At 71.8% G+C, this 24184-nt stretch carries 15 protein-coding genes and 3 pseudogenes; 6 read left to right on the top strand and 12 right to left on the bottom strand.

All coding sequences use genetic code 11. The features are described from left to right. Nucleotides 1-27: 27 nt before the first annotated feature. The 6 genes from V4Y03_RS01710 to V4Y03_RS01735 form a co-directional block, all read right to left on the bottom strand. Entirely contained in the window at nucleotides 28-3066 is a 3039-nt protein-coding gene (locus V4Y03_RS01710) for a hypothetical protein (RefSeq protein ID WP_332433708.1), read from the bottom strand. Nucleotides 3067-3568: 502 nt separating this feature from the next. Further along, the gene (locus V4Y03_RS01715) at nucleotides 3569-4831 is read right to left on the bottom strand and encodes an ATP-grasp domain-containing protein (protein ID WP_332433710.1); all 1263 of its coding nucleotides are present in this window, start codon (nucleotides 4829-4831) and stop codon (nucleotides 3569-3571) included. 482 nt (nucleotides 4832-5313) lie between these two features. Further along, a complete protein-coding gene (locus V4Y03_RS01720; RefSeq protein WP_332433712.1) occupies nucleotides 5314-5694 on the bottom strand; it encodes an ArsR/SmtB family transcription factor in 381 nt (126 codons plus the stop codon). 89 nt (nucleotides 5695-5783) lie between these two features. Next, nucleotides 5784-6842 carry an ArsO family NAD(P)H-dependent flavin-containing monooxygenase gene (locus V4Y03_RS01725; RefSeq protein WP_332433714.1) on the bottom strand — a complete coding sequence of 353 codons (1059 nt, stop codon included), beginning with the start codon at nucleotides 6840-6842 and terminating at the stop codon, nucleotides 5784-5786. Nucleotides 6843-6917: 75 nt separating this feature from the next. Further along, nucleotides 6918-8003: an ACR3 family arsenite efflux transporter gene (gene arsB / locus V4Y03_RS01730; protein WP_332433716.1), complete on the bottom strand. Its 1086-nt coding sequence runs from the start codon at nucleotides 8001-8003 to the stop codon at nucleotides 6918-6920. Next, nucleotides 8000-8308, bottom strand: coding sequence for an ArsR/SmtB family transcription factor (locus tag V4Y03_RS01735; RefSeq protein ID WP_332433718.1), 309 nt, complete (start codon nucleotides 8306-8308; stop codon nucleotides 8000-8002). Before V4Y03_RS01735 ends, arsB begins: the two co-directional genes overlap by 4 nt. 71 nt (nucleotides 8309-8379) lie before the next feature. Between V4Y03_RS01735 and V4Y03_RS01740 the strand changes: the two genes are divergently transcribed. Beyond that, nucleotides 8380-8799, top strand: a complete 420-nt coding sequence (locus V4Y03_RS01740) for an arsenate reductase ArsC (RefSeq protein ID WP_332433719.1) — start codon at nucleotides 8380-8382, stop codon at nucleotides 8797-8799. A 289-nt stretch (nucleotides 8800-9088) separates the two neighbouring features. On the opposite strand, the gene V4Y03_RS01745 is transcribed toward V4Y03_RS01740, so the two are convergent. After that, on the bottom strand, nucleotides 9089-9418 hold the full coding sequence (locus V4Y03_RS01745) for an ArsR/SmtB family transcription factor (protein WP_317874396.1): 330 nt from the start codon (nucleotides 9416-9418) through the stop codon (nucleotides 9089-9091). 684 nt (nucleotides 9419-10102) lie between these two features. Between V4Y03_RS01745 and V4Y03_RS01750 the strand changes: the two are divergent. From V4Y03_RS01750 to V4Y03_RS01760, 3 genes and pseudogenes are all read left to right on the top strand, one after another. Next, nucleotides 10103-11014: pseudogene (locus tag V4Y03_RS01750) on the top strand (phosphate ABC transporter substrate-binding protein). A 123-nt stretch (nucleotides 11015-11137) separates the two neighbouring features. After that, nucleotides 11138-12850 (top strand): phosphate ABC transporter permease subunit PstC, encoded by a 1713-nt coding sequence (gene pstC, locus V4Y03_RS01755; RefSeq protein ID WP_332437084.1) that lies wholly within the window; start codon nucleotides 11138-11140, stop codon nucleotides 12848-12850. After that, a pseudogene (locus V4Y03_RS01760) lies at nucleotides 12838-13571 on the top strand (ATP-binding cassette domain-containing protein). Before pstC ends, V4Y03_RS01760 begins: the two are co-directional and overlap by 13 nt. A gap of 37 nt (nucleotides 13572-13608) precedes the next feature. Here V4Y03_RS01760 and V4Y03_RS01765 read toward each other — a convergent pair. From V4Y03_RS01765 to V4Y03_RS01780, 4 genes and pseudogenes are all read right to left on the bottom strand, one after another. Continuing rightward, a pseudogene (locus V4Y03_RS01765) lies at nucleotides 13609-13983 on the bottom strand (SAM-dependent methyltransferase); the annotation flags it as partial. Nucleotides 13984-14024: 41 nt separating this feature from the next. Beyond that, nucleotides 14025-15203 (bottom strand): acyl-CoA dehydrogenase family protein, encoded by a 1179-nt coding sequence (locus tag V4Y03_RS01770; RefSeq protein WP_332433721.1) that lies wholly within the window; start codon nucleotides 15201-15203, stop codon nucleotides 14025-14027. Between the two features lie 348 nt (nucleotides 15204-15551). Continuing rightward, nucleotides 15552-15752 (bottom strand): hypothetical protein, encoded by a 201-nt coding sequence (locus tag V4Y03_RS01775; RefSeq protein ID WP_317874403.1) that lies wholly within the window; start codon nucleotides 15750-15752, stop codon nucleotides 15552-15554. 8 nt (nucleotides 15753-15760) lie between these two features. Further along, the gene (locus tag V4Y03_RS01780; RefSeq protein WP_332433723.1) at nucleotides 15761-19276 is read right to left on the bottom strand and encodes an AfsR/SARP family transcriptional regulator; all 3516 of its coding nucleotides are present in this window, start codon (nucleotides 19274-19276) and stop codon (nucleotides 15761-15763) included. 150 nt (nucleotides 19277-19426) lie between these two features. Between V4Y03_RS01780 and V4Y03_RS01785 the strand changes: the two genes are divergently transcribed. Together V4Y03_RS01785 and V4Y03_RS01790 are read left to right on the top strand one after the other, a co-directional pair. Beyond that, nucleotides 19427-21502: a SpoIIE family protein phosphatase gene (locus V4Y03_RS01785; RefSeq protein ID WP_317874405.1), complete on the top strand. Its 2076-nt coding sequence runs from the start codon at nucleotides 19427-19429 to the stop codon at nucleotides 21500-21502. An 11-nt stretch (nucleotides 21503-21513) separates the two neighbouring features. Next, on the top strand, nucleotides 21514-22539 hold the full coding sequence (locus V4Y03_RS01790; protein ID WP_332433725.1) for a PHP domain-containing protein: 1026 nt from the start codon (nucleotides 21514-21516) through the stop codon (nucleotides 22537-22539). A gap of 85 nt (nucleotides 22540-22624) precedes the next feature. On the opposite strand, the gene V4Y03_RS01795 is transcribed toward V4Y03_RS01790, so the two are convergent. Next, nucleotides 22625-24022: an NADP-dependent succinic semialdehyde dehydrogenase gene (locus V4Y03_RS01795; RefSeq protein WP_332433726.1), complete on the bottom strand. Its 1398-nt coding sequence runs from the start codon at nucleotides 24020-24022 to the stop codon at nucleotides 22625-22627. Nucleotides 24023-24184: the final 162 nt, after the last annotated feature.

Genomic DNA, 24184 nt, shown 5'->3' on the forward strand with positions numbered 1-24184 from the left:
CGCCGCGGGCCCGCCCTTGGACGGCGTCTAGGACTTGGCGTCCGAGGCGCCCTTGCCGCCCTGGTTCAGCATGCCGCCGAGAGCGCTGAGGTTGCTGGCACCTCCGGCGCCACCGGTCACGAGCGGTGCCGCCTTGCCGGCGGCGTCGACGGCGATCTGGGCCATCTTCTGCAGGTGCTCGGTGGCGGTCTTCAGGGCCTCCTGGGCGCGTTCGCCAGCGGCCTTGTCGTTGCCGGCGGCGGATTCGATGCCCTTGGTGAGCACCTGGCTCATGTTGCTGAGGCCGCTCATGTCGCGGAACAGGTTCGCGGTGGCGATGGCCTGCGCCGCCTGCAGGGCCGTCGGGTCGGGCATCGCCGCGAGCGGCGTGAACTTCGCCTGGGAAGCTCCCATGCCGGCCGCTGTGACGTCGAGGTTCTGCGCCCGCGTTCCGGTGGAGACCGGTGCGATGTCGGCCGGCGTGATCTGAATGGGCGAGTCCTTCCAGTTCCAGAAGCGGGTGAGGTCGATCTTCTCCGCCGAGTTGGCCCGGCCCAGTACGGCCTCGGCGAAGACCCCCTTGGTGGCGATGGCGATGGTGTTGGTCACCGGCGCCCCGAACGTGGCATCGCCCGGCTGACGGGCCTTGGTCCACGCCTCTCGTTCCTGCTCGCTGCTGAAGTTCCACCGGAAGCCGAGGTAGTTGCCGGTGGCGGCGATCGGCTTCGGATCCAGCAGCGTGCCGAGGAGAACCGGCGCGGCGTTCGAGCCCGCCGGCGTGTACGAGTAGTTGGCAAGGATACGACTGAGCGTCAACTCGTCGGCGTTGGCCCACACGGCCTGGCTGTAGTGGCGGCGGTTGTCGTTCAGGTGGTCCAGGACCGCCTGCGGCACGTTCCCACCACGCACGTGGAAACCGAGCGACGCGAGGTAGGAGCGGGTGCCGGACTTCACCGTCGAGCCGAACAGCCCGCAGATAGCCGCACCGCCGGCGTCCTCGGTCAGGTCCGGCGCGACGGTGGTGGTCGCGGCGATCCCGAAGTTGACCACGCCCGAGGTCATCGTCAGGCGCAGCCCGGCGAGGCTGCCGCGGGCGGCCGTGCCGGACCAGGCGTCGACGGAGAGCAGTTTGTCGGCGCCTGCGAACGTGTGGGACGCGCGCTGCTGCACGCCGGAGCCGCCGGTGTCGCCGCAGCGGAAGGTGTGGCCCGGGAAGACCACCTGGATGCTGCGGATCCCGAACTCGTCGTACCAGACGTCGATCTTGGACGCGTAGGGGGAGTCGGCCTTCGAGGGGACGTCGAAGGGTATCGGCGTCTCCCGCACCGCGGTGAGCAGCCGGAGGACGTGCCCGGTGTTCACGAGCGCCCAATAGTCCCCACCGACGGAGGAGACGACATCCACGATCCCGGGGACCCCGGAGAAGTACTTGGGAGCAGTCCAGGTCGTCGCGCCGGCCTCCACCACCAGGGCCTTGCCGTCGGCGGTGACGCCCCAGAGCGTGCCGTCGAGGCCGGCGGACAGGCGCTTTACGTTCGGCGCCGGGGTCCGCTCCGTCCAGGTGGTGCCGGTGCGCTCGAAGGTCCGGCCCTCCCGGCAGTGCCAGAGCTTGTCCCGGCCGACGGCGGCGACGTCGTCGGCCTTGGCGTTCAGGCTGTGGATTGTGCCGTCCGGAGAGCGTTGCCCGAGTGAGTTGTCCCCACCGACGAGGTAGAGCGTGCCGTCCTGGCCGCATGCGAGGGCAAGGGCCCGCCAGGTGTGGGGGTGGCTTCGCCAGGTGGTCCCGTCGAACTGCATGAGCATGTTGTCGGTCCTGAGCGCCCAGACGATGTCCTTGCCCGGTGCGATGCGGGTCAGGTCTCCGTCCAGTCCGGTGGTGGGCAGAGGATTCCACTGCCGGCCCACCGGATCGAAGCGGACCGGGGTGCCGTCGTACCTGCGCACCCCGTACACACCCATGGCCGAAGCGGCGATGTCGGCCAGATCCACACCGTCGAAGACCTGGGGGATCGACGGTGCCTCCGGCGCGGTGCACGCGTCGAGCTTGCGCACGGCGGTGTCGAAAGGGTTCGCAGACCGGATCTTCGCCGCCCAGTCGGCCGGCGCCACCGACGCGAGCACCTCCTTGTACCGCTGCAGGCTGGTGTAGTTGAAGTTGAGCTCCTGCAGCGGGATGAACAGGCAGCGCTCCAGCTTGGTCGGTTTGGTCGTCACGTTGTAGACTTGGACGACCTCGTAGTACTGCACCGACATCGCGTGCATGTGGTTGTAGTTGGTGACGACCCGGGTGACGACCTGGTCCTTCTCCGACTGCGTCGTCTCACGCACGACCGTCATGTTCCGGCTGCGGGCCGCGGTCGCCAGCTGCTGGGTCCGCGCGCTGATACGCTGCGCCGCCTCCTCCGCGACCGACTTCACGCCGGTGGAACGCGACACCGCGGTCGTGAAGCCCGTGTTCGACGACTCGCCCCAGTTGCCGCCGGCCCCCATACCGAATAACGCGACGCCGATGCTGCCGCCGGAGCTGGACGACTTGCTCACCTGGGACGCCTGGGACGTGCCGAACTGCTCCTCGCGGGCGATCGCGTTCGCGACCTCACTGATCGACCGGTTCTGGTCGGTGGTGCCGGACAGCGCTTCGGCTTCGGAAGCCGTCTCGGAGCCGGTGGCCTTGGTGCTGCGCTGCCAGTCGACGACCGCCACCTTGGTGCTCTCGCCGGGTGCAAGCGCGAGGCTGTGCAGCAGCCGGCCGAGCGTGACGCCCTGGGCCGACCAGCTCTGCTCCGTCGTGACGATCATGCCCTCGGCCGGCCGGTCGTAGAACGGCAGGTTCTCCTCACCGAGGTCGATGGCACCGGTCAGCTTGCGGGCGGCTTTCGCTCCGGGGATGTCGGTGAGCACCACCGAGCGGTACCGGACGATCTCCACCGGGTAGTTGCCGGTGGTCGGAAGCAGGTCCTTCGGCGTCGGACCGTCGAGCATCGCCTTGTCCACCGCGAACTGCGGCGGCGTACTCGCCGGGGCCGTCGCGCTCGCGGGAGACGTCGCTGGTGCGGTGGCAGGTGTTCCGGTGCTCGGGGTGGTCATCGCGATTCCCGTCTGCGAAGAAGATGAGGGAGACGCTGGTATGGCCACCAGGACGCGGAGCGCCTGGCCCACAGCCGGATGACGCCCCCCGGATCGCTCGAATCTACACAGATCGAACACAACAGCGTCACACTTCGAAGAACTTGGCCAGAATCAGCGCCCCTCCCGGCCGCCCTCCCGCATCGCCCGCTGCAGGGTGCCGTTCACCCGAGCACCCGGGTGCCGAACCTTCGCTGAGAAGACCACCTGCCCGCCGAAGTCACGGCGAGGCAAGATGAGCGGCCCGGCGTCCTCCAGGACCAACAGGACCGCGCCGTGGTCGCACGTCACAACGCCTTGCCGTCCGGAACAGAGCCCGCGCGGCCATCAGGTCCCGCTCGGTCGGGGCGGCAGCACCTGCCCTTCGGAAGCCCCGATTCTCTTTCTGAAACGATCAGCAAGTCGGCGACACGGCCGGTGGCGACGGCCTTCTCCAGGGCGGGCGTGTCGAGGGTGGAAGCGGTCAGTCGGTCAGGGGGCGCGACCGCAGTTCGACCAGGGTGGGCGCGGCCTCCACGTCTGCCGTCACCTGCTCGTGGTCCTCGCCAACGGCGATGACGTAGCCGTACCGGTTCATGTACGCCCGGGGCGGGAGGGCAAGCCGGGTTCCCGGGCCGGCCGTCGCGACCGCGCTGTGCACCGTGGGCCCGAAGAGGTCGGTCCGCACGGTCACGTCGACGACCTCGCAGTCGCTCTCCGGGTAGAGGAACCTGATGGCGGCGGTCTTCCGTGCCTTCGGCGCGGTGTCCGGGGCGAGTCCGGCGGCCACGTGGGCGGCGGCGACGGCCGGATCGGTGCCGGTGGCGAGCATCCCGATGAGGGGGATGAAGTCGCCTCCCAGGCGCGCGTTGATCTCGACGAGGCGGGGCCCCTTGGGCGTGAGCTTGAACTCGGTGTGCGTGGCGCCGTGTTCGAAGCCGAGCGCCTTGTGGATGCGGTCCAGCTGGTCGAGGAGCTCGGGGTCGCCGAGGAGGAGGTCGGAGGCGTCCACGGTGTGGCCGGTCTCCTCGAAGTACGGGTCCATGCCGACCTGCTTGCGCGCCACGGTCATGGGGGTGCACACAGCGTCGGCCACGACCGCGTCGACGCTGATCTCGGGGCCGGTGAGGTACTCCTCCACCAGGACGTCCGCTTCGTAGCGGGGCACTCCGGGCCAGTTGGCGGAGCTGGCCGCCTCGAAGGCCGCTTCGACGGCGTCACCGTGGTCGGCCCTGACGACACCGAGGCTGCCGGCGAGGCCTCGGGCCTTGACCACCACGGGGTATCCGGTCGCGTCGGCCGCGCTGCGGGCCTCGGCAGCCGTGGAGACCGGGGTGCACGTCGGCTGCGGTACGTCGGCGGCCGTCAGCCGCGCCCGGGTGGTCGCCTTGTCGCGGCAGGCGAGCACCGCGTCGGGCGCGCTTCCGGGCAGGCCGAGGGCTTCGGCCAGCCGCGCGGCGGCGTGCACGAGGGACTCGTCGTAGGTGAAGACCCCCGCGACGGGGAGCTGTTGCATGACCTTCTTCGCCTCGGCGAGGAGTTCGTCGAGGTTCTTGGTGTCGAGGAGCGAGGTCCCCTCCACGTACGGCAGTTGCCAGCTCGGCTCGTGTGCGTCGAGGAGCCACAGCCGGAAGTGACGGGCGACCGCCGCCACGATGTACTCCCGGTAGCGGCGGTCACCGCTGCCCATGAGGAGCAGGACCGGTGCCTCGGTGGTGGACGAGTGAGGGTGGGACGTGGCGGCCATGGTGGGAACCTTCGTGTTGACGTGTGGTCGGCGCCGGGGCCGGCCGACGGAGCGGGGTCAGAGCCCAGGTCGGCAGCAACGCGCTGTCGGCCAACGGCCGGAACCCTGCCAGCGTCAAGCGACGTATGTCAATGGATCGATGAACGGCCGAGGGTCGACCTTCGCCGGCCGCCATCGCGGTCCGCCCCCGCCGCCCCGATTCGCCCATCTCCGGGCGCTCACACAAAGACCCGCCAGGCCGTGTGCATATGGCTTCGACCAGATGAGCCCAGGAATGCCAACAGACCCACCGACCCCAGCGGGCTCCGTCACCACAACCACGGCATGCCGCCGGGCCCGCGTGACGCCCGAACGGAAGTCAATCGGCACTCATCGATGCTCTCAGAGAGGCAGGGCGCGGGCGAGTGGACTTCGGGGCGGGCGGGCTCTCCGCGTCGGCATGTCCGCGGAGGTCACCAAGATCCCCACTTGGACCGGAGCGGTCAGAACGGTGAGCAGTCGACGCCTCGGGGGAAGGCATGTTCCCTGAGCCCCTGAAGAGCGTCCCAGCGGATCGAGAACCAGGCCCAGGTGCCCCGCTGTTCGCGGCGCAGCAGGCCTGCCGTGGTGAGGATCTTCAGGTGACGGCTCACCGTGGGCTGCGCCAGGTCGAGTGACACCGTCAGGTCACAGACGCAGAGCTCTCCGGCAGGCGCCTGGTCGATGAGGTGGATGATCTGCAGACGGTTCTGGTCGGCCATCGCCTTCAACTGGGCGGTCAGCGTCTCGATCTCGTCGCGGTCGATCAGGCGCCCCGGGGCGCAGGGCGCACAGTGCGCCTCGTTCACGTCCTCGATCGGTATGCCCGCCAACGGAGTTGCCATCCGGACACCATACGAGCCGACAAGATCGCACGGCGAATCGCGGGGACCATATCCGTCACGCATTCACCATCCGTTCACCCGCGGCCGCCTCATCGCAGAAGGGCCCCGATACTCCGGGCGGCCTCGCGAGCGGGACGGCCGACGCCGACGAGAGTGGCCGAAGCCGGGCCGGTCCAGTCGCCGTACCCGAGCAGATGGAGACGGGGCTCTCCGACGGCTTCCGTGCCCCGGGTGGGAATGTGTCCGTGCGTCCCCCGGAGCCCGAGCGGAGCGAGATGGGCGAGCGCGGGGCGGAAGCCCGTGCACCAGATGATCGCGTCGGCGTCGGCGCGCGTACCGTCGGCCCATTCGACGCCGGTCCTCGTCAGCCGCGTGAACATCGGTTGCGCCTTCAGGAGTCCGGCGTCACGGGCTTCACGCACGGGCGGTACGGCGACGATGTCGCCGAGCGAGGCCACACCCCCCGCGTCCGCGCGGCCCTCGTCGAGGGCACGACGGCGGGCGGTGGCATGGTCGAAGAGGGCACGGCCGTCGATGTCGTCGGCGAGGAACCGCGCGGGTCGTCGGGTGACCCAGGTGAGGTCGGTGGCGTACGCGAGATCGGCGGCTATCTGCGCTCCGGAGTTCCCGCCTCCGGCGACGACGATCCGCATTCCGGCGAACTCGCCGGGAGTGCGGTACTCGACGGTGTGGAGCTGCCGCCCCTGGAAGGCGCCGCGGCCCGGGACGGAGGGAAGGAACGGCCGTGACCACGTTCCGGTGGCGCTGACGACGGCACGGGCCCGCCAGGTACCGGCGTCGGTCTCGACGCGAAGGTGCTCGCCGTCGCGGCGGACCGCCTGAACTCGAACGGGCCGATGAACGGGAAGCTCGTAGCGCTGCTCGTAGTCGGTCAGGTACTCGACGACGTGGGCGGCGTCGGGGTAGGTCTCCCCCTGCCGCGGCGGCATGAGGCGACCGGGCAGAGACGAGTAGGCGGCCGGCGAGAAGAGGTGCAGCGAGTCCCATGTGTGCTGCCAGGCCCCGCCCGGCGTGGGCTGAGCGTCCAGGACGGCGAAATCGAGGCCGCCGAGGCGCCGCAGGTGATAGCCGGCGGCAAGTCCCGCCTGACCGCCACCGATCACGACGATGTCGAGTGCCTTGCTCATCTCCTTGGCTTCCCTTCATACGGCCGCGCCCCGCCCTGCCGGAGGGGCGTGGCGCGGAGTGGCGACACGGCGGGGCTACTGCTGGGCAGGGGCGAACTTCTTGCGCCAGAGCAGCGACACGTACACGAGTGCGACCAGGACCGGGACCTCGATGAGGGGGCCGACGACTCCGGAGAGCGCCTGTCCGCTGGTCACTCCGAAGGTGGCGATGGCGACGGCGATGGCGAGTTCGAAGTTGTTGCCGGCGGCGGTGAAGGCGAGGGTGGCGGTGCGGTCGTAGCGCAGGCCGATGGCCTTGCCCAGTGCGAAGGTGCCGAACCACATGACCGCGAAGTAGACGAGAAGCGGCAGCGCGATCCGCGCGACGTCCAGCGGCTGCGAGGTGATCGTCTTCCCCTGGAGGGCGAAGAGGATGACGATCGTGAAGAGCAGCCCGTAGAGCGCCCACGGTCCGATCTTCGGCAGGAACGTCGCTTCGTACGACTCCCGGCCCAGGCGCTTCTCACCGATCCGGCGGGTGAGGAACCCGGCCACCAGCGGGACGCCGAGGAAGACGACGACGTTCAGGGCGATCTTCCCCATGGAGATGTCGAGCGTCTCGCCCTCGCCGAGGCCCAGCCACCCGGGGAGCAGGTCGAGGTAGAACCAGCCCAGGACGCCGAAGGCGAGGACCTGGAAGACCGAGTTCAGGGCGACGAGCACCGCGGCGGCCTCGTGGTCGCCGCAGGCCAGGTCGTTCCAGATGATCACCATGGCGATGCAGCGCGCCAGGCCCACGATGATCAGGCCCGTGCGGTACTCGGGAAGGTCCGGCAGGAAGGTCCACGCGAGGGCGAACATGAGCGCCGGGCCGACGACCCAGTTGATGACGAGCGACGAGACCATGAGCCTCCGGTCTCCGGTGACGGCGTCGAGGCGGTCGTACCGGACCTTGGCGAGGACCGGGTACATCATGACCAGCAGACCGACGGCGATCGGCAGCGAGATGCCGCCGATCTCGACCTCGGCCAGCCCGTCGTTCAAGCCCGGGATCAGCCGCCCGAGCCCGAGGCCGAGGCCCATGGCGAGGAGGATCCAGACGGCGAGGAAGCGGTCGAGCGTCGACAGCTTCGCGACGACCGAGGAATTCGCCGCCGGAGCGGGCGTTTGGGTCGAGCTCACGGACAGGCCCTCTTGTTCTCGGCAGCGGTACGGGCGGAATCGGCCAGGTCGGCGAACTGACCGGCGAGCTGGGCGATGACGTCCGGCTTCAAGCGGTAGTACGTGAAACGTCCGCAGGGCTCGGTCTCCACCACGCCGGCCTCACGCAGCACCCGCAGGTGGTTGGAGAGGTTGGTCTGCTTGGCGCCCGTCTCCTCGACGAGGTGGGTGGTGCAGAGGGTCTCGCGGGCGAGCAGGGTCACGATCCGGAGCCTGAGCGGATCGGCCAGAACCCTGATCAGATCAGTATCGACTGACGTCATCATGGGCTGATACTGTCACATCACTCGCTGCTGATACCAGCCGGGGCTGACCTCTCGCCGGCAAGGAAGAACCGATGACCACCGCTCCGCTCGCCACCGTCCTCTTCGTCTGCGTCCACAACGCCGGCCGCTCCCAGATGGCCGCCGGATTCCTCGGCCACCTGGCCGGCGACCGCGTCGAGGTCAGCTCCGCGGGTTCGATTCCGGGCGACCAGGTCAACCCGGCCGCGGTCGAGGCGATGCGGGAGGTCGGTATCGACATCTCCGACCGGAAGCCGAAGGTCCTGACCACCGAGGCCGTTCAGGCGTCCGACTACGTCATCACCATGGGCTGCGGCGACGCCTGTCCGGTCTTTCCTGGCAAGACGTACCTCGACTGGGCCCTGGAGGACCCGGCCGGCCAGGGTGTCGAGGCCGTCCGTCCGATCCGCGACGAGATCAAGGTCCTGATCGAGGGCCTCATCGCCGAGATCGAGGCGAAGCGGGAGGCGTGACTCCTTGACCGGCTCCGGCGGCCGCAACCGCCCATGAACACCAGCTTCTGTCCGTCACGTTGGCGGACCTGCCGGGCAGGAGCTGGCCCCTCTACGGCTGCCGCGCGGCCGGGCCGGCCGACCGGTTCGCCCTCCCTGACGGACTCCGCAGGCCGCGGGCGCGACCAACGGACTCAAGAGCCCACGCCGCACTCCGGCACGGAGTTTGAAGCTGTTCAAGTCTGAGCTCGCACGCGACGCGATACGGGGTCCACCGCTCAGAGCAGCGGATCGCCCACGGTGGGCACTCCTACGCGGAGGCCGCCGGGCGGCCCATGACGGCGTCTGCGGCGCTGGGGAAGCAGGCCACGCAAGCGACGTTGATCGTGTACAGCATCGAGGTGCCCTGACGTTCACGCAGTACGAACCGGACATCCGCGAGCAGCTTCAGATGGTGCGACACAGTGGACTGCCCGATGTTCATCCGGTCCACGATCTCCCCGACGCTCATGGGCTCGGAGGCCAGCGCCAGAAGGTTCAGGATCTGCACACGGGTGGGATCGGAGAGGGCTTTGAACCAGGTCGCATAGGACTCGGCTGCCGCTCGGTCGATCAGCTGGGCATTCATCGTACCGCTCATGGTCCATCGATGGTATTCGATGGCAGCGTCATACAGCAAGGCTCTTGAAGATCTCCCGTACGCACGCTACGGGGAGTCCCTGAAGGCGGACGACGCCCGGGGCGATCCAGCCCCCCCTTCACCCGCACCCATTCGATGGTGAGGCGCTTTCCCTCACCTCACCCGACGCGCCCCTCGCACCGGAGGCCCGGACATGGCTCCAGGGCCGCCCCTCCCTGAAGGGGCGACCTACAGGATCAGGCCATTGCGGCGCCGCAAATCGATCGCCAATCATCGATATCCATCGCCGATCATCGATGATTTCGGGCAGTCCAAGATGTCGCCAGGGCGACGCGGAGGCGATAGCGTTCGGCCACGGCATCGCGCTCCGCACCTGGGGTCAGCAGGCGAACGGGAACCGATGCCCGATACATGAGTCCCTCAAAGGGACAGGGCATCCGGCTGAAAGCCGTTAGCGGCCGTCATCCGCCCGCCCGGTGCCCGCCGCACCGCCCTCCCGTAGCACCCTCGGGCTCGCCCGGCGTCCGCCCATCCCGTCCACGCGGCAGGGGTGCCACCGGCGGTCACGGCCGGACCCCTTCTCAGTCCCGCCCCCAGACCTGCTTGCCGTACGGGCGGCGACCCGCCGCCCGTGTTCCCCGATTCCCACCCCTCCCTCACCGCAAAGGCACCGCCATGTCTTTCATGTCCACCGAAACCCGCGGCACATCAGCGCGCCTCACCGGACGGCGTGTCCGCCAGGGCACCTCCGCCGCCTCCGCCGCTCTCCTCCTCTCCGCCGCCCTGACCGGCTGCGCCGGCTCCGCGAAGGCCGGCTCGGACGCCATCCAGGCCAGCGGCTCCACCACCGTCGCCCCGGTCGCCTCCGACGCCGCCGAGGCGCTGAAGGCCAAGGGCCTGAACATCACCGTCGCCACCCAGGGCGGCTCCGCCGGCGGCATCTCCCAGCTCGGCACCGGCCAGATCAACATCGCCCTCAGCTCCAAGCCCCTGTCCGACTAGGATCAAAAGGCCTACCCCGGCACGGACTTCGTCACCACGCAGATCGGTGCGGACGCCGTCGGCGTCATCATCACCAAGGAGGTGGCCGACGGCGGGGTCAAGGGTCTGTCCAAGGCACAGGTCGCGGGCCTCTTCGAGGGCAGGATCACCAACTGGAAGGAGGTCGGTGGCCCCGACCTCCCGGTCTTCGTGTACGACAAGGAGCCCGGCCGCGGCACCCGTGAGGTGCTCGACAAGTTCATCTACGGCAAGGGCGAGCCGCCGGCCCCGCCCAAGTCCGCGAACTACGCCATCGTCGGCGGCAACCTGGAGACCCGCAACAAGCTGAAGTCCACCCGCGGTTCCATCGCCCCGCTGTCGACCGGCTTCATCGACGGTCACTCCGACCTGGTCGCCGTACCCCTGGAGGGCGTCGCCCCCACCCTGGCGAACGTGGCGTCCGGGAAGTACCCGATGACCCGTCCGCTGTTCATGATCACCAACGGCGAGCCTAAGGGCACCGTCAAGCAGTACATCGACTACATACTCTCGCCCGAGGGCCAGAAGCTGCTGCCCGAGCACGGCTACCTCACGCGCGAGCAGATGGGCCTCTGACCATGGGTCTCACTCTGGAGCGCCCCACCCTGGCGCCCGGACCCGCCACGTCGCGGCCCTCCCCCGGGAGCGGCCGCGGCAAGCCGGGCGAGATGGGTCTGGGGTTGGGCCTACAGCGGCATCCTGTCCGTGCTGCTCATCCTCACGGTCCTGCTCGGCTACCTGGTCACGGGCATCGCGAGCGGAACCGTCGACTGGGCGGCGCTGCTCACGTCGTCCACCTGGAGTCCGGGGAACCTCGCCTTCGGCGGACTGGCCATGATCTACGGATCGGCGGTCGTGTGCGTCCTGGCCCTGGTGCTCGCCGTCCCGGTCGGCTGGGCGGCGGCCGTCGCCCTGTCCGAGTACCTGCCTCCCCGGATCGCCAAGCCGCTGCGCCTGAGCATCGAACTCCTGGCAGCGGTCCCCTCCATCGTCTACGGCCTGATCGGCATCATGGTGATCCGGCCGTTCGTGGCGGACCTCGGTGACGTGCCGGGCGGCGACAGCCTGCTCGCCGCCGGCATCGTCCTCGCCGTGATGATCATGCCGACGATCGTGGCGGTCAGCGTGGACGCGCTGGCCGCCGTACCCGGCCGGTACCGGGAGGCCGCGTACTCGCTCGGCCTGACCCGCCGCGAGGTCGTCCGGTCCGCCGTCCTGCCCCGGGCCCGTCCGGGCATGCGGGCCGGCGTCCTCCTCGGTCTGGCCCGGGCACTGGGTGAGGCCATCGCGGTCTTCATGGTCATCGGCCGCGCCGACGACCGGCTCCCCGAGTCGCTCGGGGACGTCTTCTCCTTCCTCGTGCGCCCCGGCCAGACGCTCACCACCAAGCTGGCCGGCCCCGAGCCGATGCTCGCGGGTACCTCCGGCCCGTACTTCGCGGCGCTGTGCGGGCTCGGCATCATCCTGCTGACCCTGGTCGCCGTCGCCACCGTGTGGGGCACACGCGGCTCCACGGGACGTACGGCACGCGCCGTACGTGTCCGGCGGCCCTCCGCGTGGCTGCGCACTCCGAAGGACCGGCTCACCACCGTGGTCCGGCTCGGGGCTCTGCTGCTGCCGGGAGCCCTCCTCCTCGGCATGCTCGGCATCCTGCTGGCCCGCGGCGGCGCGGCACTCAACCCGGTCTTCTGGTTCACGGCCTCCGAGGGCGCGGCGGGGGGCGGCATACGCGACCAGATCCTCGGCACCCTCCTGCTCCTCGCGACCACGGCGCTGATCGCACTGCCGCTCGGCTACGGAGCGGGCATCGTGATCGGCACGCGTGCCTCCGCGAAATCCGCCCGCGTGCTGGAGACGCTGACCGTGGCGGTCGGCGGAACTCCCACCATCCTGCTGGGCCTCGCCGGGTACGTCCTCTTCTGCACGACCATGGGCTGGGGTCGTTCCTGGCTGGCCGGCGCCGTGGTACTGGTGCCCGTGGTGATCCCGGTGGTCGCCCTCACCACAGCGGGCCGGATCCGGAGCATGCCGGCGGAGATCACCGAGGCCGCACTCGCACTGGGCCTCACCGGCTCCCAGTACGTCCGCTCCGTGGTCATCCCGTACACCTGGCCGGCCACGCTCACCGGCCTGCTGCTCGGCCTGGCGCGCGCGGCGGGAGAGACGGCCCCCCTGATCTTCACCGCCACGGTGTTCTTCGGGGCCCCCGCTCTCCCGACCGGCGTCGTCAACGCTCCGGTCCAGGCCCTGCCCACGCACATCTTCACCCTGTCTCAGGACTCGGGCGCCCCCGAGGCGATCGCCCAGGCGTGGGGCAGCGCCCTCGTCCTGGTCCTGATCACCGCGGGCCTGCTCAGCCTGGCGGTCCTCCTGCGCAACCGCTTCGAAGGAGCACGACGATGGACGACGTGACAACCGGTGCCACGGCCACGGACGACACGGTCGACAGGACCGTCATCGCGGTCCGCGACCTGCAGATCCTCGACGGCACGAAGCGCCTGGTCGGACCGGTCGCCTTCGAGCTGGCACGCGGGTCCACCACCGGTCTGTGCGGTCCGTCGGGCGCCGGCAAGTCCACGGTGCTGCGCGCCCTGGTCGACCTCCTGCCCCACGGGCTCCGCCGTCAGGGTGAGGTGAAGGTGCTCGGCCGTCCCGTCCGGTACGGAAAGGGCGACGCCGGCCTGCGCAGCACCGTCGTCCTGGTCCCGCAGACCCCCGTGGTCTTCGGGGCAGCATCCTGGACAACGGCCTGTTCGGTCTCCGTCACCTGGTGCGGGCGTCCCGGACGGAACTGCACGACCGCGTGGAGCAGGCACTGCGCGAGGCAGGCCTGTGGAGCGAGGTCTCCGACCGGCTGGACACGCCTGCCCAGACGCTCTCCAACGGGCAGCGTCAGCGGCTGTGCCTGGCCCGGGCCCTGGCCCTCGAACCGGCGGCCCTGCTGCTCGACGAGCCGACCAGCGCCCTGGACGAGCGAAGCCGCGACACGGTCGAGGAGTCCGTGGCGGCGCTGCGGGGCAACCGGACGGTCCTGCTCGTCTCCCACGACCCCGCGCAGGTGGAACGGCTCTGCGACCGGACGGTCCGGATCGACCTGCCGAACGCCTGCGAGCCCTCCCCGGCAGCGGTCTGAGCACTCGCCCACTCCGCACCCGTGCCCGCTGGGACCCGGGCGGTCGAGCGAGGTGAGCGAAGACCCAGCGGTTGGCGGCCAGGGCGTCGTCGGGCTCCGGGAGGGGACCGCAGCCATGTCGCCGGGAGTAGTCGTACGGGGTGCGGACGGCCACCGTCCAGCCCCGTTCGGCGAGTTCACCCGCCGTGTCGGGGCGTGGTTCGCCGCTGAACAGGGCGAGCAGGTCGATGCCGATCTGCTCTCTCGCCCGGGTGTAGACCGGATTGGCCCGCACCCGGGGTGACTCGGAGATCTCCTTGATCTCGTACGCCAGTGAGCTGCCCGGCGCACTCAGCCGGTCGATCGTGGCCACCAGTCGCCGCTCGGCCGACGCCGGGAGGTAGAGCAGCAGCCCCTCGGCGAGCCACGCGGTGTCTGCAGGCCTTTGCGCGAAGGGGCACGAACCTGGAAGGGCTATCGGCGGACCCTCGGCATGCCCAGGCCGATCCAGGAGATGATCTCGCGCTGGATCTCGTTGTTGCCGCCGCCGAAGGTGAAGATGACGGCCGAGCGGTAGCCGCGTTCGAGTTCGCCGTGGAGGACCGCGCCCGCCGAGCCCTCCTTCAGCGCGCCCGCGGCGGCCACGACCTCCATCAGGGCCGCGTACGCGTCACGGCGGGCCTCGGAGCCATAGACCTTGACGGCCGAGGCGTCCTGGGGGGTGAGGGTGCCGTTCTGGACGGCGTTCACCATCTGCCAGTTCAGGAGCTTCATCGCGTCGAGCCGGACGTGGGTGCGGGCCAGGGCACGGCGGACCCAGGGGAGGTCGATCACGCGCCGGCCGTCGGTGAGCGGGGTCGCGGCGGCCCAGCGCTGCACGTCGTGGAAGGCGCGTATCGCCATCGTGCCGTGGGCCGCGAGGGTGACGCGTTCGTGGTTGAGCTGGTTGGTGATGAGCCGCCAGCCCTTGTTCTCCTCGCCCACCCGGTGGGACTCGGGGACCCGGACGTCGTCGTAGTAGCTCGCGGTGGTGTCGTGCGAGGCAAGCGTGTTGATGATGGTGCAGGAGTAGCCGGGGTCGCTCGTGGGGACGAGGAGCATGGTGATGCCCTTGTGGGGTGCGGCCTCGGGGTCCGTGCGGACGGCGAGCCAGACCCAGTCGGCGGTGTCGCCGTTCGTCGTCCAGATCTTCTGGCCGTTGACGACGTACGTGTCCCCTTCCCGCACCGCGCGGGTCTTCAGGGCGGCCAGGTCGGTGCCCGCGTCGGGTTCGCTGTACCCGATGGCGAAGTCGATCTCGCCGGAGAGGATGCGCGGCAGGAAGCACGCCTTCTGCTCGTCGGTGCCGTACCGCATGATCGTCGGGCCGACCGTGTTCAGCGCCATCAGGGGCAGCGGTACGCCGGCCTGCGCCGCCTCGTCGAAGAAGATGAACTGCTCCATCGGGGTCAGTCCGCGACCCCCGTACTCGGTGGGCCAGCCCACCCCGAGCCAGCGGTCGGCGCCGAGCCGGCGCACGGTCTCGCGGTAGAAGCGCTTCTGGGCGGCCGGGTCCGCGTACCGGCTGTGGACGTCGTCCGGGACCAGTTCGGCGAAGTAGGCGCGCAGCTCGGTGCGCAGGCTGTTCTGGGCGGGCGTGTACTCGAGGTGCATGGGGGCCTCCCGTGGCGGCGGTCCTACGGCGTCCTCGGTGCGGGGCGACGCGCGACGGCGGCCACGGTAGAACGTGTTCCATAAATGCGGAAGCCTCGGGGCGGGGCGGGACGGCCGGAGACCCCGTTACGGGCGCACCGGAAACCCCGTTACGGGCACACCGGAGGCTCTGTCCGGGCGCGCCGGAGACCTTCTTACGGACGCACCGAGGCCCCGACGGACGCGGCGAAGCCCCGGTCCGGACGCGCCGGACCGGGGCCGATGGCTCTCCTGCCAGACCGGCAGGCAGGCCCGAGCCGGTCGCGTCCGTCCCGGGCAGGCGGGACAGGCAGGACCGGCGGGTCAGGCCTAAGGCAGCAGCTCGTCCATGGAGGCGCGACCCTTCTCCGCCATACGGCGTTCCGCCCAGGCGAGATTCTTCGGATTCACGTCACGGCCGGAGGCGAGTACCAGGTCCTCCGCCGTGAACTCGCCCTCCGACCCGGCGTGCAGCAACCGGTCGGGCGTCGGGAAGTCCCCCAGGGACGTCTTGTCGGGCTCAGCGTTCATGCCGCCTCCTACGTGTTCTTCCGGCACTCGCCATTCTCGTGTCCGGCCACCCGCACCGCATCCGGTACCGCCTCCGGTACCGCTCCCGCCGAGTGGCGTACGAGCCTCGCGGCCGATCTGAGGGTGAGCGCCGCGCCCTCGGCGTACCGCCGGGCGTACTCCCCGGGAGAGAGGGCCGCCCGGAGGCTCTTCTCGGCCCGCCCCCGGATCAGGGCCTCCGTCCGCGGGGCGAAGGGGCGGAAGCCGCCTCCGGTGTCGTCCCCGGCGTGGGTGTCGTACGCCCCGAGGAGGCCGGCGCCCGTACCGGCGTCGCCCGGCCCGCCGCGCCCGCCGAGGGCCCACGCGGCCGTCGCGAACTGGACGACGACGAGGTGCGGGGCGACCAGGTGGGCCAGGGTCTCCACGTCGTCGACGGCCCGTCCGAGCCGCTCCACGGCCCGGTCGTACGCGCCGTCCAGGCAGTCCAGCCAGGCCCACGCCCCACCGACGAGCCCCCAGAAGAGCGCGGGCGTGACCTCGCCGAACTCTCCTTCGAGGAGGGTGAGCTGTTTCCTGGCGAGGTCGGTACGACCGGTGTGGCCGTAGTGCTGGGCGAGCAGCAGACGGGCGGAGCCGGCCGACTCGGCGCCCCACTCCCCCGCCCCGTCGGCCGCCTCGGCCAGGAGTCGTTCGGCGGCCTCGTCCCCGTCCGGGCGGAGCCGGAGCCGTACGGCCGCCAGGCGGGCCGTGAAGACGGGAACCTGGGAGCGCGCGCCGATCCGGGCGGCGGCGACCGCGGCCCGCTCGAAGTCGGCTGCGGCCTCCTCCAGCCGGCCCGCGCGCTCGTAGGCCTCGCCCCGGGCGGCGAGGGATTCCGCGGTCCCCCAGGAGTCGCCCGCGGCCTCGAAGAGGGCGAGCGCCTCGGCGGCGTCGGGGGCCTGACCGGCGAGTTTGGCGCGGATGAGGAGGCCGAAGGCCAGGTCCCAGCCGGGGGCGTGGTCGCGGCAGACCCGGACGATCGCCGTGAGGGTCTCGTCGAGCCCGGCGAGTTCCCCCGTCATGAGGCGGGCGAAGTGCCACATCGTGCCCGGCTGCCGGCAGGTCTGCGGAAGTCCCGGACGGTACGCCGCGACGACCGCGGCGAGCCGGGCGCGGGTCTCGGGGCGTTCGAGCGCGGTGGCGCCCTCGGCTTCCTGGGTCGCCAGCGCGTACAGGTGTCCGCCGCGGCGCGCCTCCCGGAGCCGTTCGCCGCTCCACGGCGGGGGCACGTCCGTGACCCGGCCGTCCAGCGGCCCGGCGGGGCGGACGGGCTCCTCGAACGGGTCGGGGCCGAGCCGGCCCGCCTCGACCGCCCAGGTCCTGGCGTCGACCTGGTGGTTGCGCAGTTGCCAGAACCAGCTGAGCGAGTGGACGAGACAGAGCACCTCCTGCTCGTCGCCGAGGGCGACGGCCGTCCGCAGGGCGCCGCGCAGATTGCCGTGCTCGCGCTCGAGGCGGGCGATGGCGGCGACCTGTCCCGGGCCCCGCAGCTCCGGTTCGGTACGCCTGGCCAGTTCCCGGTGGTACGTGAGATGGCGCCGTTCCACCGCCGTCCGTTCCCCGGACTCCGCCAGTCGTTCCGCCGCGTACTCCGCCACGGTCTCAAGGAGCCGGAACCGCGTGCCTTCACCGTCCCGGCCGGGCTCGGCCACGACCAACGACTTGTCGACAAGGGCACCCAGAACGTCCAGGACATCCATGGCGTCCATGGCGTCCATGGCGTCCAAGGTGTCCACGGCGTCCGTCGCGTCCACCGCGTCCGAGACCGCCTGCGGGCCCGGGGCCTCGGACACGCCCCCGGCGCCCTCCCCCGCGCACACGGCCTCCGCCGCCGCCAGCTCCGTACCCCCCGTGAACACCGCGAGCCGCCGCAACACCGCCCGCTCCGCCGCGTCGAGCAGCTCCCACGACCAGTCCACCACCGCCCGCAGGGTCTGCTGGCGCGGCAGCGCCGTCCGCGCCCCCGTCGTCAGCAACCGGAACCGGTCGTCCAGCCGGTCCGCGATCTGCCGCACCGACAGCACCCGCAACCGCGCCGCCGCCAGCTCGATCGCCAGGGGCAGCCCGTCGAGACGACGGCACACCTCCTCGGCCGCGCTCCGGTCCTCCCCCACGGTGAAGCCCTGCCGCGCCGCCGCACCCCGCTCCCCCAGCAGGCGCAACGCCATGTCCATGGGCAACGGCCCCAGCGGCCGCACCACCTCCCCCGGCACCCCCAGCGCCTCCCGGCTCGTCGCGAGCACGGTCACTCCCGGGCAGCGCGTCAGCAGGGCCTGGACGAGCGCGGCAGCCGCGTCGACCACGTGCTCGCAGTTGTCGAGGACGAGCAGCAGACGCCGCACCGCGCAGTGCTCCACGAGTTCGGCGAACGGGTCCTCGGGGCCGCTGTCGGGGACGGAGGGGCTGCGCCAGAGCCGGGTGCCGCGCCCGCCGAGCGCGGTGAGGACGGCGGCGGCGACGGTGGACTCCTCGCGCACGGAGGCGAGTTCGGCGAGATGGACCCGCCCTTCGTACGTCCCGGCCGCCTCCAGGGCCAGCCGGGTCTTGCCCACACCGCCGGGGCCGGTGAGCGTGACGAGCCGACGCTCGCCCCACCCCGCGGCGAGCGCGTCCAGCTCGCGACCGCGCCCGACGAACGAGGTCAGCCGGGCGGGGAGGACACCGGCCGTGGGGTACGGGGCCGGGGCAGGCGTCTCGGGAGCGGGCGCCGGCCCCGCGGCGGCGTACGGGGGTACGGGCGGCCGGGGAACGGGCGCGTCCCCGAGCAGTTCCGCGTACAGCGCCCGCAGTTCCGGCCCCGGTTCCGTGCCCAGTCGGTCCGCGAGGCCCACGCGTACCTCCTCGTACGCCGCGAGGGCCTCCGCCGGGCGCCCGGACGCCCGCAGGGCGCGGATACGCAGCGCCTGGAGGGGTTCGTCGAGCGGCTGCCCGGCCGCGAGGGCGGCCAGCGGCGGAAGGACCTCGGTGGCCCGGCCGAGGGCCAGGTCGGCGGCGAACCGGTCGCGTCGGGCCTGGTGATGCCGTTGCTCGATCCCTACGACGAGGGGGTCGGTGTCCCGGCCGGGCAGGTCGGCGAGGGCGGGCCCGCGCCACAGCCCCAGGGCCTCGTCGAGGAGGACCGCCGCACGCCCGGCGTGCCCGTCGGCGAGGGCGGCGGCTCCCTCGGCGGCGAGCCGTTCGAAGCGGTGGAGGTCGATGTCGTCCGGCCCGGCGGCCAGCCGGTAGCCGCCACCGGGCACGGAGACCACCGCATCGCGGCCCACGGCCCGGCGCAGGCGTCCGACGAGGGCCTGGAGTGCTTCCGTACGGTCCTGGCCGGGAGCGTCGGCCGGGTCCGTGTCGGCCCACACCTGGTCGATCAACGCGCGCGTACCCACGGCCCGGCCGCCCGTCGCGGCGAGCGCGGAGAGCAAGGCGCGGAGCCGGGCACCGCCGAGAACCGCCTCCGTCCCGTCGTCGGTACGGAAAGCCTGACAGGGACCGAGGACACGGTAGGACGGCTGCACCGGCCCATTCTGCCCCGTGGGCGGCGGGCCGTCGTCGGCGATACGGGCCGCCCCGCGGGACCCCGGGCGGTACGGCCCGCCGCGGCGAACCCGCGCCACACCGTGTCACCGCCATGGCGTCGGAGGGGTGCGGGTTCGACAATGGGCAGGATGACCGATGAAGACCGGCGTACGCGCAATGGCGAGATCGGGCCCGCCGAGTGGCTCGCCATGAACCGGACCGGCAGCTTCGACTGGAATCTCGACACGGGCACCCTCGATGTCGACGAGTCGGGCCTGCTGGTCTTCGGGCTGGCCCCGGAGGCCTACGACGGCCGTCCGGCCTCGCTCGTCGCACGGCTCTCGCCCGAGGAGCGGGGCCGGCTGGAGGGCGTCGTACGCGAGGCCGTCAAGAGCGGCGAGGTCTCGTACACGGCGCACTTCCCCATTCCGCAGAGCGACGGAACACCCCACTGGACGCATGTGCAGGCACGGATCCTGCGCTCGCCCGACGGGCGGGCCCGGCGGATCGTCGGCGTCGTGCGGGACACGACCGCCGAGGTCACCCGTTTCGCGTTCGTCCAGGAGCTGGAGAAGCGGCGCGAGGTCCAGACGAGCATCGTCGAGCGGACGACGAACGCACTGTCCCGGGCGGTGACGGTGGACGACGTGACGGCAGCCCTGACGGGGCCCGGCGGGCTCGCCCGGCTCGGCGCGGACGGGCTCGCGCTGGGCCTCGTGGAGAACGGTTCCCTCAACATCATCGCGCTGAGCGGCGAATCCCTCGACGTGCTCGACAACCTCCGGAACCGCCGCCTGGACCGGGGGCTGCCGCTGGCCGAGGCCGTACTGAGCGGGCGGCCCCGGTTCGTGTCCTCGTTCCCGTCACTGGGGCGGGACTTCCCCGAACTCGCGCCGTACCTGGCCCGGCTGGACTTCCGCGCGGCCTGCTATCTGCCGCTGGTGGCCCAGGCCAGGTCGCTCGGCGGCATGGCCCTGTTCTACCGGGGCCGTACCTCCTTCAACGCCGACGAGCGCAACCTCGCGCTGGGTCTCGCGGCGATCGTCGCCCAGTCGCTCCAGCGGGCCATCCTCTTCGACGAGGAACGGGAGCTGGCGACCGGCCTCCAGGAGACGATGCTGCCGCGCCGCATCCCGGAGATCACCGGCGGCGAGATCGCGGTGCGCTACCACGCGGCGTGGAGCGGGCGGCAGGTCGGCGGCGACTGGTACGACGTGATCGCGCTGCCCCGCGGCCGGGTCGGGATCGTCGTGGGCGACGTCCAGGGCCACGACACGCACGCCGCCGCCATCATGGGGCAGCTGCGGATCGCCCTGCGCGCGTACGCGGGTGAGGGCCACGCCCCGTCGACGGTCCTCGCGCGCGCCTCCCGGTTCCTCGCCGAACTGGACACCAACCGCTTCGCGACCTGCACGTACGCGCAGGTGGACCTGGCGAGCGGCACCCTGCGCGCGGTACGGGCCGGGCATCTCGGGCCGCTGATCCGGCACACCGACGGGCGGGTCGGGCAGCCCAAACTGCGGGGCGGGCTGCCGCTGGGTATCGCGACCGTGTTCGGGGACGAGGAGTTCCCGGAGACCCGGCTCGACCTGGTCCCCGGGGAGACGCTCGTGCTGTGCACGGACGGTCTCGTCGAGCAGCCGGGTTCGGACATCGAGACCGGTCTCACCGCGCTGTCGGAGGCGATCAGCAGCGGGCCGCCGCAGGCGGAGGCCCTCGCCGACCATCTGTCCGAGCGACTGTGGGAGCGCTGGGGCTCGGGCGACGACGTGGCGCTGCTCGTCCTGCGGCGCAGCCCGGACCCGGGCACGCACCGGGCGCCGCGGATCCACCAGTACATCCACCAGGCCGATCCGCAGGGCCTCTCCGACGCGCGTGCGGCGGTCGGGCAGGCGCTCCGCGACTGGGGGATGCCGGAGCTGGCGGACGACGCCGAGCTGCTGACCGGCGAACTGCTCGTCAACGTGCTGCTGCACACCGAGGGGGGCGCCGTACTGACCCTGGAGGTGCTGCCCGAGCCGGTGCGGCGCGTCCGGCTGTCGGTGCAGGACCGGTCGAGCGCCTGGCCCCGGCGGCGCACCCCGGGCGAGGCGGCCACCTCGGGCCGGGGGCTGTTGCTGCTGGACGCGCTGGCCTCGCGGTGGGGCGTTGAGCCGCGCGGCGAGGGCAAGGCGGTGTGGTGCGAGATCGGCCCGGCGCCGGTGCCGCAGCCGGGAACTGCCTGAGGAGGTACGACGTGGACCCCGTGGCCGCACTGAACCGCATCGCGTTCCTGCTCGAACGCGCCCAGGCGCCGACGTACCGCGCGCGAGCATTCCGTACCGCCGCCGTCGCGGTCGCCGCCCTGCCGGCCGGCGAGGTGGAGCGGCGCGCGGCGGCCGGCACCCTGGAGGCCGTGAAGGGCCTCGGGCCGAAGACGGCGGCGGTGGTACGGGAGGCGCTCGACGGGCGGGTCCCGGAGTATCTGGCGGGGCTTGAGGCGGAGCTCGAGGAGTCCCTGCGGACGGCCGAACCCACCAGCGGGGGCGAGGCGTTGCGGGCGGCGCTGCGGGGCGACTGTCACCTCCATTCGGACTGGTCGGACGGAGGAGCCTCGATCGAGGACATGGGCCGCGCGGCGGCGGCGATCGGCCACGCGTGGGCGGTGCTCACCGACCACTCGCCCCGGCTGACCGTGGCACGGGGCCTGTCACCGGAGCGGCTGCGGGAGCAGCTGGACGTGGTGGCGCGGCTGAACGAGGAGTGGGCGCCGTTCCGGCTGCTGACCGGCATCGAGTGCGACATCCTGGACGACGGTTCGCTCGACCAGGAGCCCGAGCTGCTCGACCGTCTCGATCTGGTGGTCGGTTCGGTCCACTCGAAGCTCCGGATGGAGGCGGGGGCGATGACCCGCCGGCTCGAACGGGCGGTGCGCAACCCTTTGATGGACGTGCTCGGGCACTGCACCGGCCGGCTGGTGGCGGGCGGACGGCTGCGGCCGGAGTCGGAGTTCGACGCGGAGCGGGTGTTCGCCGCGTGCGCCGAATCGGGGACGGCCGTCGAGATCAACAGCCGCCCGGAGCGGCTCGATCCGCCTCGGCGGCTGCTCCGGCTGGCGGTGGCGGCGGGGACGTACATCGCGGTGGACACGGACGCCCACGCCCCCGGCCAGCTGGAGTGGCAGATCCTCGGCTGCGCGCGGGCGGAGGAGTGCGGGGTGCCGGAGGACCGGGTGATCAACACCTGGACCGCGGAACGGCTGTTGGAGTGGGCGCGGAGGTAGGAGGGCGTCTGGGGGTACCTGGGGGTGCTGGGGGTGCCTGGGGGTGCCTGGGGTGCTGGGGGTGCCTGGGGTGTCTTTGGGCGTGTCAGGCGCGCTGCCAGACCGTGGTCGCGTTGCAGAACTCGCGGATGCCGTGGCCGGACAGCTCACGCCCGTACCCGGAGCGCTTGATCCCGCCGAAGGGGAGCGCGGGGTGGGAGGCGGTCATGCCGTTGACGAAGACGCCGCCGGCCTCCAGGTCGCGGACGAAGAAGGCGACGTCCTCGGGGGACCGGGTCCACACGTTGGAACTGAGGCCGAACGGGGAGTCGTTGGCGACGGTGACGGCCTCCTCGATGTCGCTCACGGGGTAGACGGTGGCGACCGGGCCGAAGGTCTCCTCCTGGTGGATCCGCATCCGGGGGGTGATGCCGGTGAGGACGGTGGGCCGGTAGTACCAGCCGTCCCGGAGGCCGGGTTCCTCGGGCCGGTGGCCGCCGCAGAGGACGGTGGCGCCGAGCCGTACCGCGTCGTCGACGAGCGCCTCCAGCTCGGCCCTGCCCTGTTCGGTGGCGAGGGGGCCGACGTCGGTGGACTCGTCGAGGGGGTTGCCGACGGTGAGGGCGTTCATGGCGGCGGTGAAGCGCTCGGAGAAGTCGTCGTAGACGTCCTGGTGGACGATGAACCGCTTGGCGGCGATGCACGACTGCCCGTTGTTCTGGACGCGGGCGGTGACGGCGGTCTTGACGGCCGCGACGATGTCGGCGGAGGGCATGACGACGAACGGGTCGCTGCCGCCGAGCTCCAGGACGGTCTTCTTCACCTCGTCGCCGGCGACGGCGGCGACGGCCCGGCCGGCCGGCTCGCTGCCGGTGAGGGTGGCGGCGACGACCCTGGGGTCCCGCAGAACACCTTCTACGTCGCGCGCGCCGATCAGCAGGGCCTGGAAGCAGCCCTCGGGGTATCCGGCGCGGCGGAAGAGGTCCCCGAGGTAGAGCGCGGTCCTCGGGACGTTGGAGGCGTGCTTGAGGAGGCCTGTGTTGCCGGCCATGAGCGCGGGCGCGGCGAAGCGGATCACCTGCCAGAGCGGGAAGTTCCAGGGCATGACGGCGAGGATGGGGCCGAGGGGCCGGTAGTGGACGCGGGCGATGTCCGCGCCGGAGTCCTGGACGTCGCTCTCGGCGGGGTGCTCGTCGGCGAGCAGCTCCTCGGCGTTACGGGCGTACCAGCGCATGGCCTTGGCGCACTTGGCGGCCTCGGCGCGGGCCGCGACGAGGGGTTTGCCCATCTCGACGGTCATGGTGCGGGCGATGTCGTCGGTGTCCTCGTCGAGGAGCGTGGCGGCGGCGCGCATGAGGCGGGCGCGCTCGGCGAAGGACGTGGTGCGGTACTGGCGGTACGCCTCGTGCGCGGCGGCGATCCGCCGCTCGACCTCCTCGGGCGAGTGGGCCTCGTACGTACGCAGTGTCTCGCCGGTCGCGGGGTTCACGGTGGCGATGCCCATGACGCGTCTCCTCCTGCCATCGGCCCCCGCATGCAACTTCGCGCGAAGCGGGGCGGGGCGCAACAGGGACGGGGCGGCGGGGTGACTTGAGGGGGGCCGGGGTGGAGGTGCTGGGCGGGGCCGGGGGGAGGTGCTGGGCGGAGACGGGGAGCTGGGCTCGGG

The sequence above is a fragment of the Streptomyces sp. P9-A4 genome (genome assembly GCF_036634195.1).
GTDB lineage: Bacteria > Actinomycetota > Actinomycetes > Streptomycetales > Streptomycetaceae > Streptomyces.